The following is a 14754-nucleotide window of genomic DNA, read 5'->3' as shown; positions in this document are numbered from 1 at the left end:
TCACCCACCCTGCAGATCAGGCCGACGACATCGGTCACGCGACTGTTCACCTGTTCACCGGTCAGGAAATCCCTAGGTCGTTGTCGATGAAGTCGAAGAGATCATCCGCGCTGGCGGAACCGATCAGGTCCCGGACGCCGTGCGCCTCCTCCCCGGACCCCGTCCCGGACTCGTGCAGCTTCGCCGTCAGCGCCTGCAAGCGCGAGGCGATCCGGCTCTGCTGCGCGCCGTCCTCGCCCAGTGCGGCGAGTGCGGCCTCCAGCCGGTCGAGTGCGTCCAGCACCGGCCGGCCGGCGTCCTGGTCGGTGGCCACCAGCGAGCGCAGGTGCCGGGCCAGGACGCGGGCTGACGGGTGGTCGAAGAGCAGCGTGGCGGGCAGTTGCAGCCCGGCCGCGACGCCCAGCCGGTTGCGCAGTTCCACCGCCATCAGCGAGTCGAAGCCGAGCTCGCTGAACGCCCGGTCCGCCTCGACCGCCTCCGCCGAGGAGTGCCCGAGCACGGCCGCCACATGGGTGCGGACCAGTTGGACCAGCACCCGCTCCTGCTCCGGCGGGTCGAGTGCGGCCAGTTCGTCGCGCACGGTGCCGCCGCGGGTGGCCGCCCCGGCCGCCTCGCCGCGGGCCGCCAGCAGCTCCCGTACCTCCGCGAGGTCGGCGAGCAGCGGGCCGGGACGCAGGCCGGTGAAGGCCGGTGCGAAGCGCTGCCAGTCGAGGTCCGCGATGGTGAGGGCGGCTTCGCCCCGGGCGATGACCCGCTCCAGGGCGTTGATGGCCAGGCCCGGCTCCAGTGGGGCCACGCCGCCGCGCCGCATCCGCGCCTCGGTCTCGGAGTCGCCGACCATGCCGGCGCCGGCCCAGGGGCCCCAGGCCACCGAGGTGGCCGGCCGTCCCTGCGCGCGCCGCTGCTGCGCCAGCGCGTCCAGGAACGCGTTCGCCGCGGCGTAGTTGGCCTGGCCTGCGGAGCCGACCGTGCCGGAGAAGGAGGAGAAGAGGACGAACGCCGACAGCTCCCGGTCCCGGGTGAGCTCGTCCAGGTGCGCGGCGGCGGCCAGCTTGGGCCGCAGCACGGTCTCCAGCCGCTCGGGGGTGAGCGTCTCCAGCAGCCCGTCGTCCAGGACCCCGGCGGTGTGCACCACGGCGTCGACCGGGTGGTCGGCGAGCAGCCGCGCCAGCGCCTCGCGGTCGGCGACGTCGCAGGCGGTGATCGTCACCTCGACGCCGCGGGCCGTGAGTTCGGCCTTCAGCTCGGACGCGCCCGCGGCGGTCTCGCCGCGACGGCTCGCCAGGACCAGGTGCTGCGCGCCCCGGTCGGCCAGCCAGCGGGCCACGCGTGCGCCCAGCGCACCCGTGCCGCCGGTGACCAGCACGGTGCCCTCAAGTCGCCAGTCCGGCAGCCCGGCGCCTGCCTCGGCCGACGGCTGCTCGGCGCGGACCATGCGCCGGGCGAGCACGCCGGAGGCCCGGACGGCCAGCTGGTCCTCGCCCTGGCGTCCGGCGAGCACCGCACACAGGCGGGTCGCGGTCCGCTGGTCCAGCTCGGTGGGCAGGTCCACCAGTCCGCCCCAGCGCTGCGGGTGCTCCAGCGCCGCGACCCGGCCCAGGCCCCAGACCGCCGCCTGCGCCGGGGACGCCACGGCCTCGCCGTCGCGCACCGCGACCGCGCCGGTCGTCGCGCACCACAGCGGTGCGCTGACCTCCAGGTCGCCCAGGGCCTGGGTCAGCGCCAGCGTGGCGGCCAGGCCGCCGGGGGTGGCCGACCGGGCGGCGGCCGGCTCCTCGTCCAGGGCGAGCAGGGAGAGCACCCCGCCGACCGGGTCCAGCCCGCCGGGCAGCGAACGCAGCTGCTCGGCAAGGGATTTGCGGTCGATGGACGAGCCGTCCACCGGGACGAGCCCGACCTGCGCGCCGTGGACGGTCAGTCCGTCCACGATCGCGGACACCCACGGGGTGCCGACGCGCTCGGCGGCCACCGGCAGCAGCCAGGTCCCGGAGAGTACGGGCGCCGGGTCGTCAGCGACCGGCCGCCAGCTGATGGCGTACTCCCAGGAGTCCATCGCGGACTGCGCCTGCCCTCGGCGGCGCCAGGAGGACAGCGCGGGCAGCAGCCGGCTCAACGGCGAGTCGCCGTCGATGTCCAGCCTGGCGGCCAGCTCGCTGAAGTCCTCACGCTCGACGGCCGCCCAGAACTGCTCGTCGACCGACGAGCCGGACGGGTCGGCGGCGGGCAGCGGCTGCGCCGCCTCGAGCCAGAACGGACGGCGCTGGAAGGCGTAGGTGGGCAGGTCGACGGTGCGGGCGTCGCCGCCGTTCAGCGTCGACAGACCGACTCCGATCCCCCGCACATACAGCGACCCGGCGGCCAGCAGGGCGGTTCGCACCTCCGGGCGGCCCCGGCGCAGGACCGGAACCGCCACCACGTCGGCCGTGGGGTCGAGCAGGCTGTCGAGTGCCATCGCGGTCAGGGTGGCATCGGGGCCGAGCTCCACGAAGGTGCGCACCCCGTCCGCCTCCAGTCGCCGTATGCCGTCGCAGAAGCGCACGGCCTCGCGGACGTGGCGGACCCAGTACTCCGGGGACCGCAGCTGCTCGTCCGTGGCCGGCTCCCCGGTCAGGTCGGAGACGATCGGGATCGTCGGCGCGGCATACCGCACGCCTCGCGCGACCTCTTCGAACGTCGACAGCATCGCTTCCATATGAGGTGAGTGAAACGCATGGCTGACCCGCAAACGCCTAGTCTTCCGCCCGAGTCCGGCGAAGTGCTCGGCGATCCGGGTCACCTCGGCGTCGTCGCCGGACACCACCACGGCCGAAGGGCCGTTGACGGCGGCGATGCCGATCCGCTGCTCCAGGCCGGTCAGCAGCGGGGCGACCTCGTCCTCGGCCGCCTGCAGCGCGACCATCGCGCCGCCGGTCGGCAGGGCCTGCATCAGCCGTCCACGGGCGGCGACCAGGGCGCAGGCGTCCTCCAGCGACAGCACCCCGGCGACGTGGGCGGCGACCAGCTCGCCGATCGAGTGGCCGATCAGCACATCGGGGGTGACCCCCCAGGAACGGACCAGGTCGTAGAGGGCGACCTCGAAGGCGAACAGGGCGGCCTGGGTGTAGGCGGTCCGGTCGAGGAGGGCGGCGGCGTCGGATCCCTCGGCCGCGAAGACCACCGCGCGGAGCGGCTGGTCCAGGTGGCGGGAGAGCTCGGCGCAGGTCCGGTCGAAGGAGCGGGCGAAGACGTCGAACCTGGCGTGCAGTTCCTGCCCCATGCCGGGGCGCTGGGCGCCCTGTCCGCTGAACAGGAACGCCGTCCGGCCGGTCGCCCCGCTCCGGCCGGTGACCAGGGACGGGGACTCCTCCCCGCGTCCCAGCGCGTAGAGGGCGGAGAGGAATCCTTCGCGGTCCTCGGACACCAGCAGGGCGCGGTGCTCGAAGACCGAGCGGGTGGTGGCCAGCGAGTGGCCGACGTCCCGCAGGTCCAGCCCGGGGCGGGCGGCCAGGTAGCTGTGCAGCCGCTTGGCCTGGTCGGCGAGCGCGGCGGCGGAGCGGCCGTGCAGCGGCCAGGCGGCGTCCTCGATGTGTGATGGTTCGTCACTTGTCGGGGTGGGCATGGTGGTCGGGGACTCGATGATGACGTGGGCGTTGGTCCCGCTGATGCCGAAGGAGGAGATTCCGGCTCGGCGGGGCCGGTCGGCCTGCGGCCAGTCCACTGCCTCGGTGAGCAGCCGGATGTTGCCCGCCGACCAGTCGACGTGCGTGGACGGCTCGCTGACGTGCAGGGTGCGTGGCAGCAGGCCGTGCTGCATCGCCAGCACCATCTTGATCACCCCGGCGGCGCCGGCCGCCGACTGGGTGTGGCCGATGTTCGACTTCACCGAGCCGAGCAGCAGCGGCTGCTCCTGGGGACGGTCCTGGCCGTAGGTGGCAAGCAGCGCCTGCGCCTCGATCGGGTCGCCGAGCCTGGTTCCGGTGCCGTGTGCCTCGACGACGTCCACGTCGGCGGCCGACAGCCGGCCGCTGGCCAGCGCGGTGCGGATGACCCGCTGCTGGGACGGGCCGTTGGGGGCGGTCAGGCCGTTGGACGCGCCGTCCGAGTTGACCGCGCTGCCACGCACGATCGCGAGCACGGGGTGTCCGCGCCGCTCGGCGTCGGACAGCCGCTCCAGCAGCAGCATCCCGGCGCCCTCGGCCCACCCGGTGCCGTCGGCGTCGTCGGAGAACGCCTTGCACCGGTTGTCCCCGGCCAGGCCGCCCTGGCGGTCGAACTCGGCGAAGGCGCCCGGGGTGGCCATCACGGTCACACCGCCGGCCAGCGCGAGGTCGCTCTCCCCCGCGCGCAGCGACTGCGCCGCCCAGTGCAGGGCCACCAGGGACGAGGAGCAGGCGGTGTCGATGGTGACCGCCGGGCCTTCCAGGCCCAGGACGTAGGCGACGCGGCCGGAGGCGACGCTCGCCGCGTGCCCGGTCATCAGCTGGCCCTGGGAGTCCTCGGGGACGGCGTGCGCCGCCGAACCGTAGCCCTGGTAGTTGGTGCCGACGAAGACGCCGGTCCGGCTGCCCTGGAGGCTCATCGGGTCGATGGTGGCCCGCTCCAGCGCCTCCCAGGAGATCTCCAGCAGCAGTCGCTGCTGCGGGTCCATGGCGAGGGCCTCGCGGGGCGAGATGCCGAAGAAGTCGGCGTCGAACTCGGCGGCGTCGTAGAGGAACCCGCCACCGATCCGGGCGTTGCCGAGCTGGCTCTGCCAGCCGCGATCGGCCGGATACTCCGAGACGGCGTCCACCTCGCCGGACAGCAACTGCCAGAACTCCTCCGGGCTGTGGACACCGCCGGGGAAGCGGAGCCCCATCCCGACGATGGCGATGGGCTCGTCGGCGGTGCTGCTCGCCGTTCCGGCCGCTGCCACGGGCCCGGCCGCCGCCTCGTCGCCCAGCAACTCGCCCCGGACGAAGCGGGCCAGCGCCAGGGGTGACGGGTAGTCGAAGACCAGGGTGGCCGGCAGCCGCAGGCCGGTGGCCGTGTTGAGGCGGAGGCTGAGCTCAATGGCGGTGAGCGAGTCCACGCCCAGGCCGCGGAAGTCACGGTTCGGCTCGATCGCCTCGGGACCGGCATGGCCCAGCGCGAGCGCGGTCTGGGTGCGGACCAGGTCCAGGATCGCCGGTTCGCGGTCGGCGGGCGAAAGTTCGTCCAGGCGGTCCTTGAAGCTGTCCGCCGCCGTACTCGTCGAGGACGAGACCGTGCGCCGGGCCGAGGTGGTCGCCAGACCGCGCAGCATCGCGGGCAGTCCCGCCACCGCCTGCGGATCACGCAATGTCGCGTGGGCCAGTGCGATCGGCACCACGACCGGCACGCTGCCCCGACAAGCCGCGTCGAACGCCGCCAATCCCTGCTCGGGAGTCAGCGGCAGCAGGCCGCCGCGCGCCATCCGGCGCAGGTCCGTGGCGCTCAACTCGCTGGTCATACCCGCACCCTGGGCCCACGGACCCCAGGCCAGCGACGTCGCCGCCAGCCCCAGGCCGTGACGCACCCGCGCCAAACCGTCCAGGAACGCATTGGCAGCCGAGTAGTTGCCCTGCCCCGCACCGCCGAAGGTGCCCGCGACGGAGGAGAACAACGCGAACACGGAGAGGTCCAGGTCGCGAGTCAGCTCGTGCAGGTTCACGGCCGCGTCCACCTTCGGACGCAGCACCGCGGCCAGCCGCTCCGGTGTCAGCGACGACACCACCCCGTCGTCCAGCACACCGGCCGTGTGCACCACACCCGTCAACGGATGCTCCGCCGGTACGCCTGCCAGCAGTTCCGCCAGCGCCTCGCGATCCGCCGCGTCACAGGCCACGACGGAGACCTCGGCACCCAGCGCCTCAAGCTCCGACGCCAACTCCCCCGCACCCGGCGCCGCGGACCCACGCCGACTGGCCAGGACGAGGTGTCGCACACCCCGCTCAACCACCAGATGACGCGCCACCAGAGCACCCAGACCACCCGTACCACCGGTCACCAGCACCGTGCCATCCGCGTCCAGGACGGACGGGACATCGGCCTCGGTGGCCACGCGTCCGAGCCTCGGCACGAACGCCGCGCCGCTGCGCAGCGCCAACTCCGGCTCGCCCAGCGCCAATGCGCCGGCCAATACCTCCTGGGATGCCGTGCTCGCGTCCGTGTCCAGCAGCATGAACCGGTCGGGGCGCTCGGCCCGCGCTGCGCGCACCAGGCCCCAGGCGGCGGACAGCACCGGGTCCGGCACCTGGTCGTCGAGGGCCACCGCACCGGCGGCGACGACCACCAACCGTGAGGACTCGAACCGCTCCTGCGCCAACCACTCCTGCAGCACCGGCAGCAGCCGTCCGGTGGCCGCGTGCGCGGCCTCGGCCAGGGCGCCGTCCGTGGGCTTCAGCCGCAGCAGAACGTGCGCGGGGACGGCCTCGGTCGTCGCCGCCAGCGCGACCAGGTCCTGCACGTCGTCGACCACGGCCCAATCGGCCTGGGTACCGGTCTCCGTGAACGGCACCGGTACCCAGTTCACCTGGAACAGCGTCCTGTTGCGCACTCGGGAACCACGCGCGTCGTCGGACACCGCGCGCAGCACCAGGGAAGAGACCGAAGCGACCGGCTGACCCGTCCCGTCGGCGAGCGCGAGCGCGAGCGAGTCGTCGTCCTGCGGCGTGATCCGCACCCGAAGCTCCGTCGCACCGGACGCCAGCAGCGACACTCCGCCCCAGGCCACCGGCAGGCTCGTTGCGCCCCCCGCCGACCAGGCCTGCAGCGCCGCATCCAGCAGCGCGGGGTGCAGGCCGTAGGAGCGCGCATCAGTGCCTTGGGCCTCGCCCAGCCGCACGGTCGCGAACACCTCGTCGGCCGCCCGCCACACCGCCAACAGCCCCTGGAAGGCGGGACCGTAGGTGCGGCCCTGCTGCGCCGACCGCTCGTAGAACTCGTCCAGCGCCACCGGCTCCGCGCCCTCCGGCGGCCACACCCCGGCGTCGAACTCCACCGCAGCGGCGGGCCGCGTGCTCAGCAGGCCGGTGGCGTGACGCACCCACAGCTCGTCGATCGCGTCCTCGTCCGCCCGGGAGTGCACGCTCGCCGACCGGCGACCCGCGTCGTCCAGGCCGCCGACGACCACCTGCAAACGCACCCCGCCACGCTCCGGCAGCGTCAGCGGCGCTTCGAGCGTCAGGGTCTCGATCTGTCCGCAGCCCACCGCGTCACCGGCTCGCACGGCCAGCTCCAGGAAGCCCGCCTCGGGGAACGCCACCTCACCCGCGACCACGCGGTCCCGCAACCACGCGTGCGACTGCAACGACACCCTGCCCGTGAACAGGTATCCGCCGACCTCCGCCAACTCCACTGCCGCGCCCAGCAGGGGGTGGCTCGCGGAGCCGAGGCCCACCGCGCCGAGATCGCCGAACGTCGCGCCGGAGAACTTCGGCCAGTAGTCACGGCGCTGGAACGGATAGGTGGGCAGGTCGACCGGCCGGGCTCCGGGCAGGAGCGCCGACCAGTCCACGTCGACGCCGTGCGTGAACAGCCCGGCGACGGCCGTGAGCAGCGCCGTCTGCTCCGGCCGGTCCTTGCGCAGGGCCGGGACCAGTACGCTCTCCGGCTCCGTCAGGCAGCCCCGCGCCATCGCGGTCAGCGTGCCGTCCGGCCCCAACTCCAGGAACCGGCTCACCCCTTGTGCCTCCAGGGTGCGGATGCCGTCGGCGAAGCGCACCGGCTGCCGGACATGGCCGACCCAGTACTCCGGCGAGGTCAACTCGCCCGGTGCGGCCGGCAGACCGGTGACGTTCGAGATCACCGTCAGGCGCGGCTCGTGGTACTCCACGCTCTCAGCGACCCGACGGAACTCCGCCAGCATCGGCTCCATCAGCGGCGAGTGGAACGCATGGCTCACCCGCAGCCGGGTCACCTTGCGCCGCAGCTCCCGGAAGCTCGCCGCGACCGCTTCCACGGCGGCCTCGTCACCCGAGATCACCGTCGCATCGGGGCCGTTGACCGCGGCGATGCCGACCTTGCCCGCACAACCCTCAAGCCCTCGCAGCACCTCCTCCTCGGAGGCCTGGAGTGCCACCATCGCCCCGCCGCTGGGCAGTGCCTGCATCAGCCGGCCCCGCGCCGCCACCAGGCGGCAGGCGTCGGCCAGCGACAGGACACCGGCCAGATGTGCGGCGGCCAGCTCGCCGATCGAGTGGCCCACCAGGAAGTCGGGCCGCATGCCCCAGGACTCGACCAGCCGGAACAGCGCCACCTCGATCGCGAACAGGGCGGGCTGGGCGTAGCCGGTCGCGTTCAGCAGTTCGGCGTCGTCGCCGAAGACCACGTCCCGCAGCGGACGCTCCAACTCCGGGTCCACCTGGGCGCAGACCGCGTCGAAGGCTTCCGCGAACACCTCGAACGCCGCATACAGCTCCCGGCCCATGCCGGGCCGCTGGGAGCCCTGGCCGGCGCAGAGGAACGCCGTCCGGCCCTCGGAGCCGACTGCGCCGGTCAGGACCTGCGCCGAGAACGAGTCCGCTGCCAGTGCGCGCAGTCCGCGCAGCAGCTCGTCCCGGTCCTCGCCGAGCACCACCGCGCGGTGGTCGAACGCCGACCGGGTCGCGGCCAGGGAGACGCCGACATCGCGGGGATCGAGCTCGGGGCGCTGCTCCAGGTGGGAGAGCAGCCGCTCGGCCTGGTCACGGAGGGCGGGGCCGGTCATGGCCGCGAGCACCCAGGGCACCGGGCCCTCGGCCGGTGCGGCAGCGTCCACTGCCGACGCCTCGACAGTGGGCGCCTGCTCCAGGATGACGTGCGCATTGGTGCCGGACATGCCGAAGGCGGACACCCCGGCCCGGCGCGGGCGGTCCTGCTCGGGCCAGTCCCGCTGTTCGGTCAGCAGCCGCACCTCACCGGCCGACCAGTCCACATGCGTGGACGGCTCGGTCACATGCAGGGTGGACGGCAGCACTCCGTGCCGCATCGCCAGCACCATCTTGATCACACCGGCCACACCCGCGGCCGCCTGGGTGTGACCGATGTTCGACTTCACCGAACCCAGCCACAACGGCCGGTCCGCCGACCGCCTCTGGCCGTAGGTGGCGAGCAGCGCCTGCGCCTCGATCGGGTCGCCCAGGGTGGTGCCGGTGCCGTGTGCCTCGACGGTGTCCACGTCCGCCGCCGACAGCCCTGCGCCGGCCAGCGCCTGCCGGATCACCCGCTGCTGCGAGGGGCCGTTGGGCGCGGTCAGACCGTTCGACGCGCCGTCCTGGTTCACCGCACTGCCCGCGACGACCGCCAGCACCGGGTGCCCGTTGCGCCGCGCGGCCGACAGCCGCTCCAGCACCAGCACGCCGGCCCCTTCGCCCCAGCCGGTTCCGTCGGCGGTCTCCGAGAAGGCCTTGCAGCGGCCGTCCTCGGCCAGTCCGCGCTGGCGGCTGAACTCCTGGAACGCGCCCGGCGTCGACATGATCGTGACACCGGCGGCCAGCGCGAGGTCGCACTCGCCCGCGCGCAGCGCCTGCACCGCCAGGTGCAGGGCCACCAGCGACGACGAGCACGCCGTGTCCACCGTCACCGCCGGGCCCTCCAGGCCCAGGGTGTAGGCGATCCGGCCGGAGATGACGGCTGCCGCGTTGCCCGTGCCGACGTAGCCGTCGGTGCCTTCGGGCGTGCTGAGCAGCAGCCCGGGGTAGTCCTGGCCGTTGGAGCCGACGAACACTCCGGTCCGCCCGCCGCGCAGCGACCACGGGTCGATCCCGGCCCGCTCGAAGGCCTCCCAGGACGTCTCCAGCAGCAACCGCTGCTGCGGGTCCAGGGCGACGGCCTCACGCGGCGAGATGCCGAAGAAGGCCGGATCGAACCCTGCCACCCCGGTGACGAAGCCGCCGTGGCGGGAGTAGCTGGTGCCCGCCCGGCCCGGCTCGGGGTCGTAGAGGGCGTCGAGGTCCCAGCCGCGATCGTCCGGGAACTCCGAGATCGCGTCCCTTCCCTCGACCACCAACTGCCAGAGGTCCTCCGGCGTGCTGACGTCGCCGGGGAGGCGGCAGCCCATCCCGACGATCACGATCGGATCGTCCGCGACGCCCGACGCCACCAGGCCGGTTCCGGCCGCGCCCCGCTCCGGCTCGGCCCCGCCGAACAGCTCCTCGTGCAGGAGGGCGACCAGTTCCACCGGGGTCGGGTAGTCGAACACCAGCGTCGCGGGCAGCCGCAGGCCGGTCTCCGTCTGCAGCCGGTTGCGCAGTTCCACGGCCGTCAGCGAGTCGAAACCCGAGTCGCGGAACGCCCGCCGGGTCTCCAGCGCCCCGGCGTTCGCGAACCCCAGGACGCCGGCAGCCTCGGTCCGCACCAGTTCGAGCAGTGCCCGCTCGCGGTCGCCGGCGGGCAGCGGTGCCAGCCGCTCGCGCAGTCCGGACGAGGACGGGGACGGGTCCGGGGGGCCGCCGTTCTCCAGCGCGGCCCGCGCCTCGGGGAGGTCCCCGAGCAGGGCGCTGGGCCTGGTGCTGGTGAAGCCGGGGGCGAAGCGGGCCCAGTCCACATCGGCGACGACCGTGGTCGGGTCGCCCGCGCCCAGGACCCGCCGCAGTGCGGCCAGTGCCGCCGACGGCTCCAGCGTGATCAGGCCGCGGCGGCACAGGTACTCCTCCACGCCGTCCTCGGCGGCCATCCCGCCCTGGCCCCAGGGCCCCCAGGCCACCGACTGCCCTGCCAGCCCGCGGGCGCGGCGCTGCTCGGCCAGAGCGTCGAGGTGGGCGTTGGCGGCGGAGTAGCCGGCCTGGCCGCCGCTGCCCCAGACGCCCGCGATGGAGGAGAAGAGCAGGAACGCGTCCAGCGGCCGGTCTCCGAGCAGCGCGTCCAGGTTGGCCGCGCCGCCCAGCTTGGCCGCCAGCACCGCTCCGAAGCGGTCGGCGTCGAGGTCGGCGAAGGGCACGGTGTCGGTGACCCCGGCCGCGTGGACGACCGCGTCCACCGGATGCTCCGTCAGCAGCGCCCGCAGCGCCTCACGGTCGGCGACGTCGCAGGCGGCGACGGTCACCCGGGCGCCCAGCGCGGCCAGTTCCGCCGAGAGTTCGGCCGCGCCCGGTGCCTCCAGGCCCCGGCGGCCGGTCAGCACCAGGTGCTCCGCGCCCTGTTCGGCCGCCCAGCGGGCGACATGGGCGCCCAGCGCGCCGGTGCCGCCGGTGATCAGCACCGTGCCGCGAGGCTGCCAGCCCGGCTCGACCGGTTCCGGGCCTTCGGCGTGCACCAGCCGGCGTGCGAACGCACCCGAGCCGCGCACCGCGACCTGGTCCTCACCGCCGCTGGCGAGCAGTGCGACCAGCCGTGCGGCGGCGCGGCGGTCGACCTGCTCGGGGAGGTCCAGCAGACCGCCCCAGCGGTCGGAGATCTCAAGGGCCGCCACCCGGCCCAGACCCCAGACTGCGGCCTGGAGCGGATCCGGTGCACCGTCCGACCGTCCGGTGGACACCGCACCGCGGGTTCCGAACCAGAGCGGCGCCGCCACACCGGCGTCGCCCAGCGCCTGGATCAGCTGCACGGAGCGGAAGACCTCGTCGGTCACCGCGAGCAGCGAGAGCACGCCCGCGAACTCGCCCGCGAGTTCACCCAGCGCGCCGATGCCCTCGGCGAGCCGGGCCCGGTCCGCGTCCGGCGGGCACTCCAGCACCGACGGCTCGATGCCGTGCGCCGACAGTCCGTCCAGCACGGAGGCGGCCCAGGGGTCCTGGGCCATGCCCTCGCGGAGCACCACCAGCCAGCGCCCGCGCACCGCCGCCTCGGGCAGCGCGGTGAGCGGTTCCCAGGTCACCCGGTAGCGCAGCCGGTCCAGGCGCTCCTGCTCCCGCCGTCCGCGCCGCCACGAGGACAGGGCCGGCACCAGGGTGCGCAGGGACTCCTGGTCCACCGCGAGGAAGTCGGCGAGCGAGGCCAGGTCCTCCCCCTCGACGGCGTCCCAGAAGCGGGCGTCCGCAGGGTCGGTTCCGGTCGGCAGGGCGATCTGCGCGGCGGCCGTCGGCGCCAGCCAGAAGGGCTCGCGCTGGAACGCGTACGTCGGCAGGGCGACCCGGCCCGCGCCGGTGCCCGCGAACAGGGCGGCCCAGTCCACCGGACCGCCGCAGCTGAAGTACCCGGACACGGCCGCGAGCAGCGTGCCCGCCTCGGGGCGGTCCTTGCGCAGCGAGGGGACCAGCAGCAGCTCGTCGCCCTCGACGCAGCCCTGCGCCATCGCCGTCAGCGTGCCGTCGGGGCCCAGCTCCAGGAACCGGCTGACCTTGAGCGACTCCAGCCGCCGCAGCCCGTCGGCGAACCGCACCGGCTGCCGGACGTGCGCCACCCAGTAGCCGGGGGTGGTGAGCTCCTCCGGTTCGGCGAGCCGGCCGGTGACGTTGGAGACGACCGCCAGGCGCGGCTCGTGGTAGGTGATGCCCTCCGCCACCAGGCGGAACTCCTGCAGGATCGGATCCATCAGCGGGGAGTGGAAGGCATGGCTGACCCGCAGCCGGGTCGTCTTCCGCCCCATCGCGCGAATCTGCTCGGCCACCCGTTCGACCGCGTGGTCCAGGCCGGAGATCACCGTCGACTGGGGCCCGTTGACGGCGGCGATCCCGACATGGTCCCCGCGCCCCTGGAGCAGCGGCAGCACCTCCGCCTCGGAGGCCTGCAGCGTCACCATCGCCCCGCCGGTGGGCAGCGCCTGCATCAACCGGCCCCGGGCGGCGACTAGTCGGCAGGCGTCCGGCAGCGACCACACGCCCGCCGCATACGCCGCGGCCAGCTCGCCGACCGAATGTCCCATCAGGTACTTGGGCTTGACGCCCCAGGACTCCAGCAGCCGGAACAGCGCCACCTCGACGGCGAACAGCGCCGCCTGGGCGTAGCCGGTCCCGTTGAGCAGCTCGGCGTCCTCGCCGAACATCACCTCGCGCAGCGGGCGCGGCAGTTCGCCGTCGAAGTGGCCGCAGATCTCGTCGAGGACCGTGGCGAACAGCGGGAACGCCTCGTACAGCTCCCGGCCCATGCCCGGCCGCTGGGCCCCCTGGCCGGTGAACAGGAAGGCGGTGGCGCCGCGGACGGTGCGCCCGCGCACGGCCGCCGGGTCGGCGCTGCCCTCGGCCAGCGCGGTCAGCCCGCGCACGGCCGACTCCTGATCGTGCGTCAGGACGACGCCCCGGTACTCCAGCGCGGCCCGGGTGGTGGCCAGCGAGTAGCCGACGTCGACCGGTTCGGCCTGCTCGCCGTCGCGCAGCCGGGACAGCAGGCGGGCGGCCTGCGCCCGCAGCGCGTCCTCACTTCGGGCGGTGACCACCCAGGGGACGACGGGCAGCGCGAGCGGCGAGGGGATGTCCTGGGCGCCCTCGGCGGCCTGCTCCTCGGCCGGCACCGGCGCCTGCTCGATGATCACGTGCGCGTTGGTGCCGCTGATGCCGAACGAGGAGACCGCCGCCCGGCGCGGGCGGTCGGTCTGCGGCCAGTCGATCTTGTCGGTGAGCAGCCGGACCGCCCCCACCGTCCAGTCGACATGCCGCGACGGCTCGGTGACGTGCAGGGTCTGCGGCAGGACGCCGTGGCGCATCGCCATGACCATCTTGATGATGCTGCCGACGCCCGCCGCGGACTGCGCGTGCCCGATGTTCGACTTCAGCGACCCCAGCCAGAGCGGGCGGTCCTGGTCGTGCTCCTTGCCGTAGGTGGCGAGCAGCGCCTGCGCCTCGATCGGGTCGCCGAGGGAGGTGCCGGTGCCGTGCGCGTCGACCGCGTCCACGTCGGACGCGGTGAGGCCGGCGTTGGTGAGGGCGGTGCGGATGACCCGCTGCTGGGAGGGGCCGTTGGGCGCGCTCAGGCCGTTGCTGGCGCCGTCCGAGTTGATGGCCGTGCCGCGGATCACCGCGAGCACGGGGTGGCCCAGGCGCTGCGCGTCGGAGAGCCGCTCGACCAGCAGCATGCCGGTGCCCTCGGACCAGCCGGTGCCGTCGGCGTCGTCGGAGAAGGCCTTGCAGCGGCCGTCGGCCGCGAGCCCGCGCTGACGGCTGAACTCATAGAACATCGCAGGTGTCCCCATGACGGCCGCGCCGCCCGCCAGCGCGAGGTCGCACTCGCGGCGGCGCAGCGACTGGCAGGCCCAGTGCAGGGCCACCAGCGACGAGGAGCAGGCGGTGTCGATGGTGACCGTGGGGCCTTCGAGCCCGAGGGTGTAGGCGATCCGGCCGGAGGCGACCGAGGTGGCGTTGCCGGCCAGCAGCAGGCCCTGCACGCCCTCGGGGAACTCCGACACGCCCGCGCCGTAGCCGGAGGTGGCCGCGCCGACGAAGACGCCCGCGTTGCTGCCGCGCACCGAGGTGGGGTCGATCCCGGCCCGCTCGAACGCCTCCCAGGAGACCTCCAGCAGCAGGCGCTGCTGCGGGTCCATCGCCAGCGCCTCGCGCGGCGAGATCCCGAAGAACGCCGGGTCAAAGCGCGAGGCGTCGTGCAGGAAGCCGCCGCCCTTGGCGTAGAAGGAGCCGGGCTTGTCGGGGTCGGGGTCGTAGCCGGCCTCGATGTCCCAGCCGCGGTCCACCGGGAAACCGGAGATCGCGTCCCGGCCCTCGTCGACAAGTCGCCAGAGGTCCTCCGGGGAGTTCACATCCCCCGGGTAGCGGCATCCCATCGCCACGATCGCGACGGGCTCCTGGTCCCTGGTCTCCAGCTCCCGCAACTGCCGCTTCGTCTGCCGCAGTTCACCGGTCACGCGCTTGAGGTAGTCCAGGTACTTGTCGTCGTCAGCCACAGCCGCCACATCCTTGAGCCGAGCGGTTG

Annotated in this window: 1 protein-coding gene; it reads right to left on the bottom strand. The window is 74.2% G+C overall.

The features are described 5' to 3' along the window. Positions 1-61: 61 nt before the first annotated feature. Positions 62-14704, bottom strand: a complete 14643-nt coding sequence (locus tag ABH941_RS03970) for a type I polyketide synthase (protein ID WP_370127377.1) — start codon at positions 14702-14704, stop codon at positions 62-64. Positions 14705-14754: the final 50 nt, after the last annotated feature.

The sequence above is a fragment of the Streptacidiphilus sp. EB103A genome, assembly GCF_041261405.1.
In the GTDB taxonomy this organism is placed as follows: Bacteria; Actinomycetota; Actinomycetes; order Streptomycetales; family Streptomycetaceae; genus Streptacidiphilus.
Note: the sequence above shows the minus strand (reverse complement) of the source record. Positions and strands in the feature narration are given on the sequence as shown.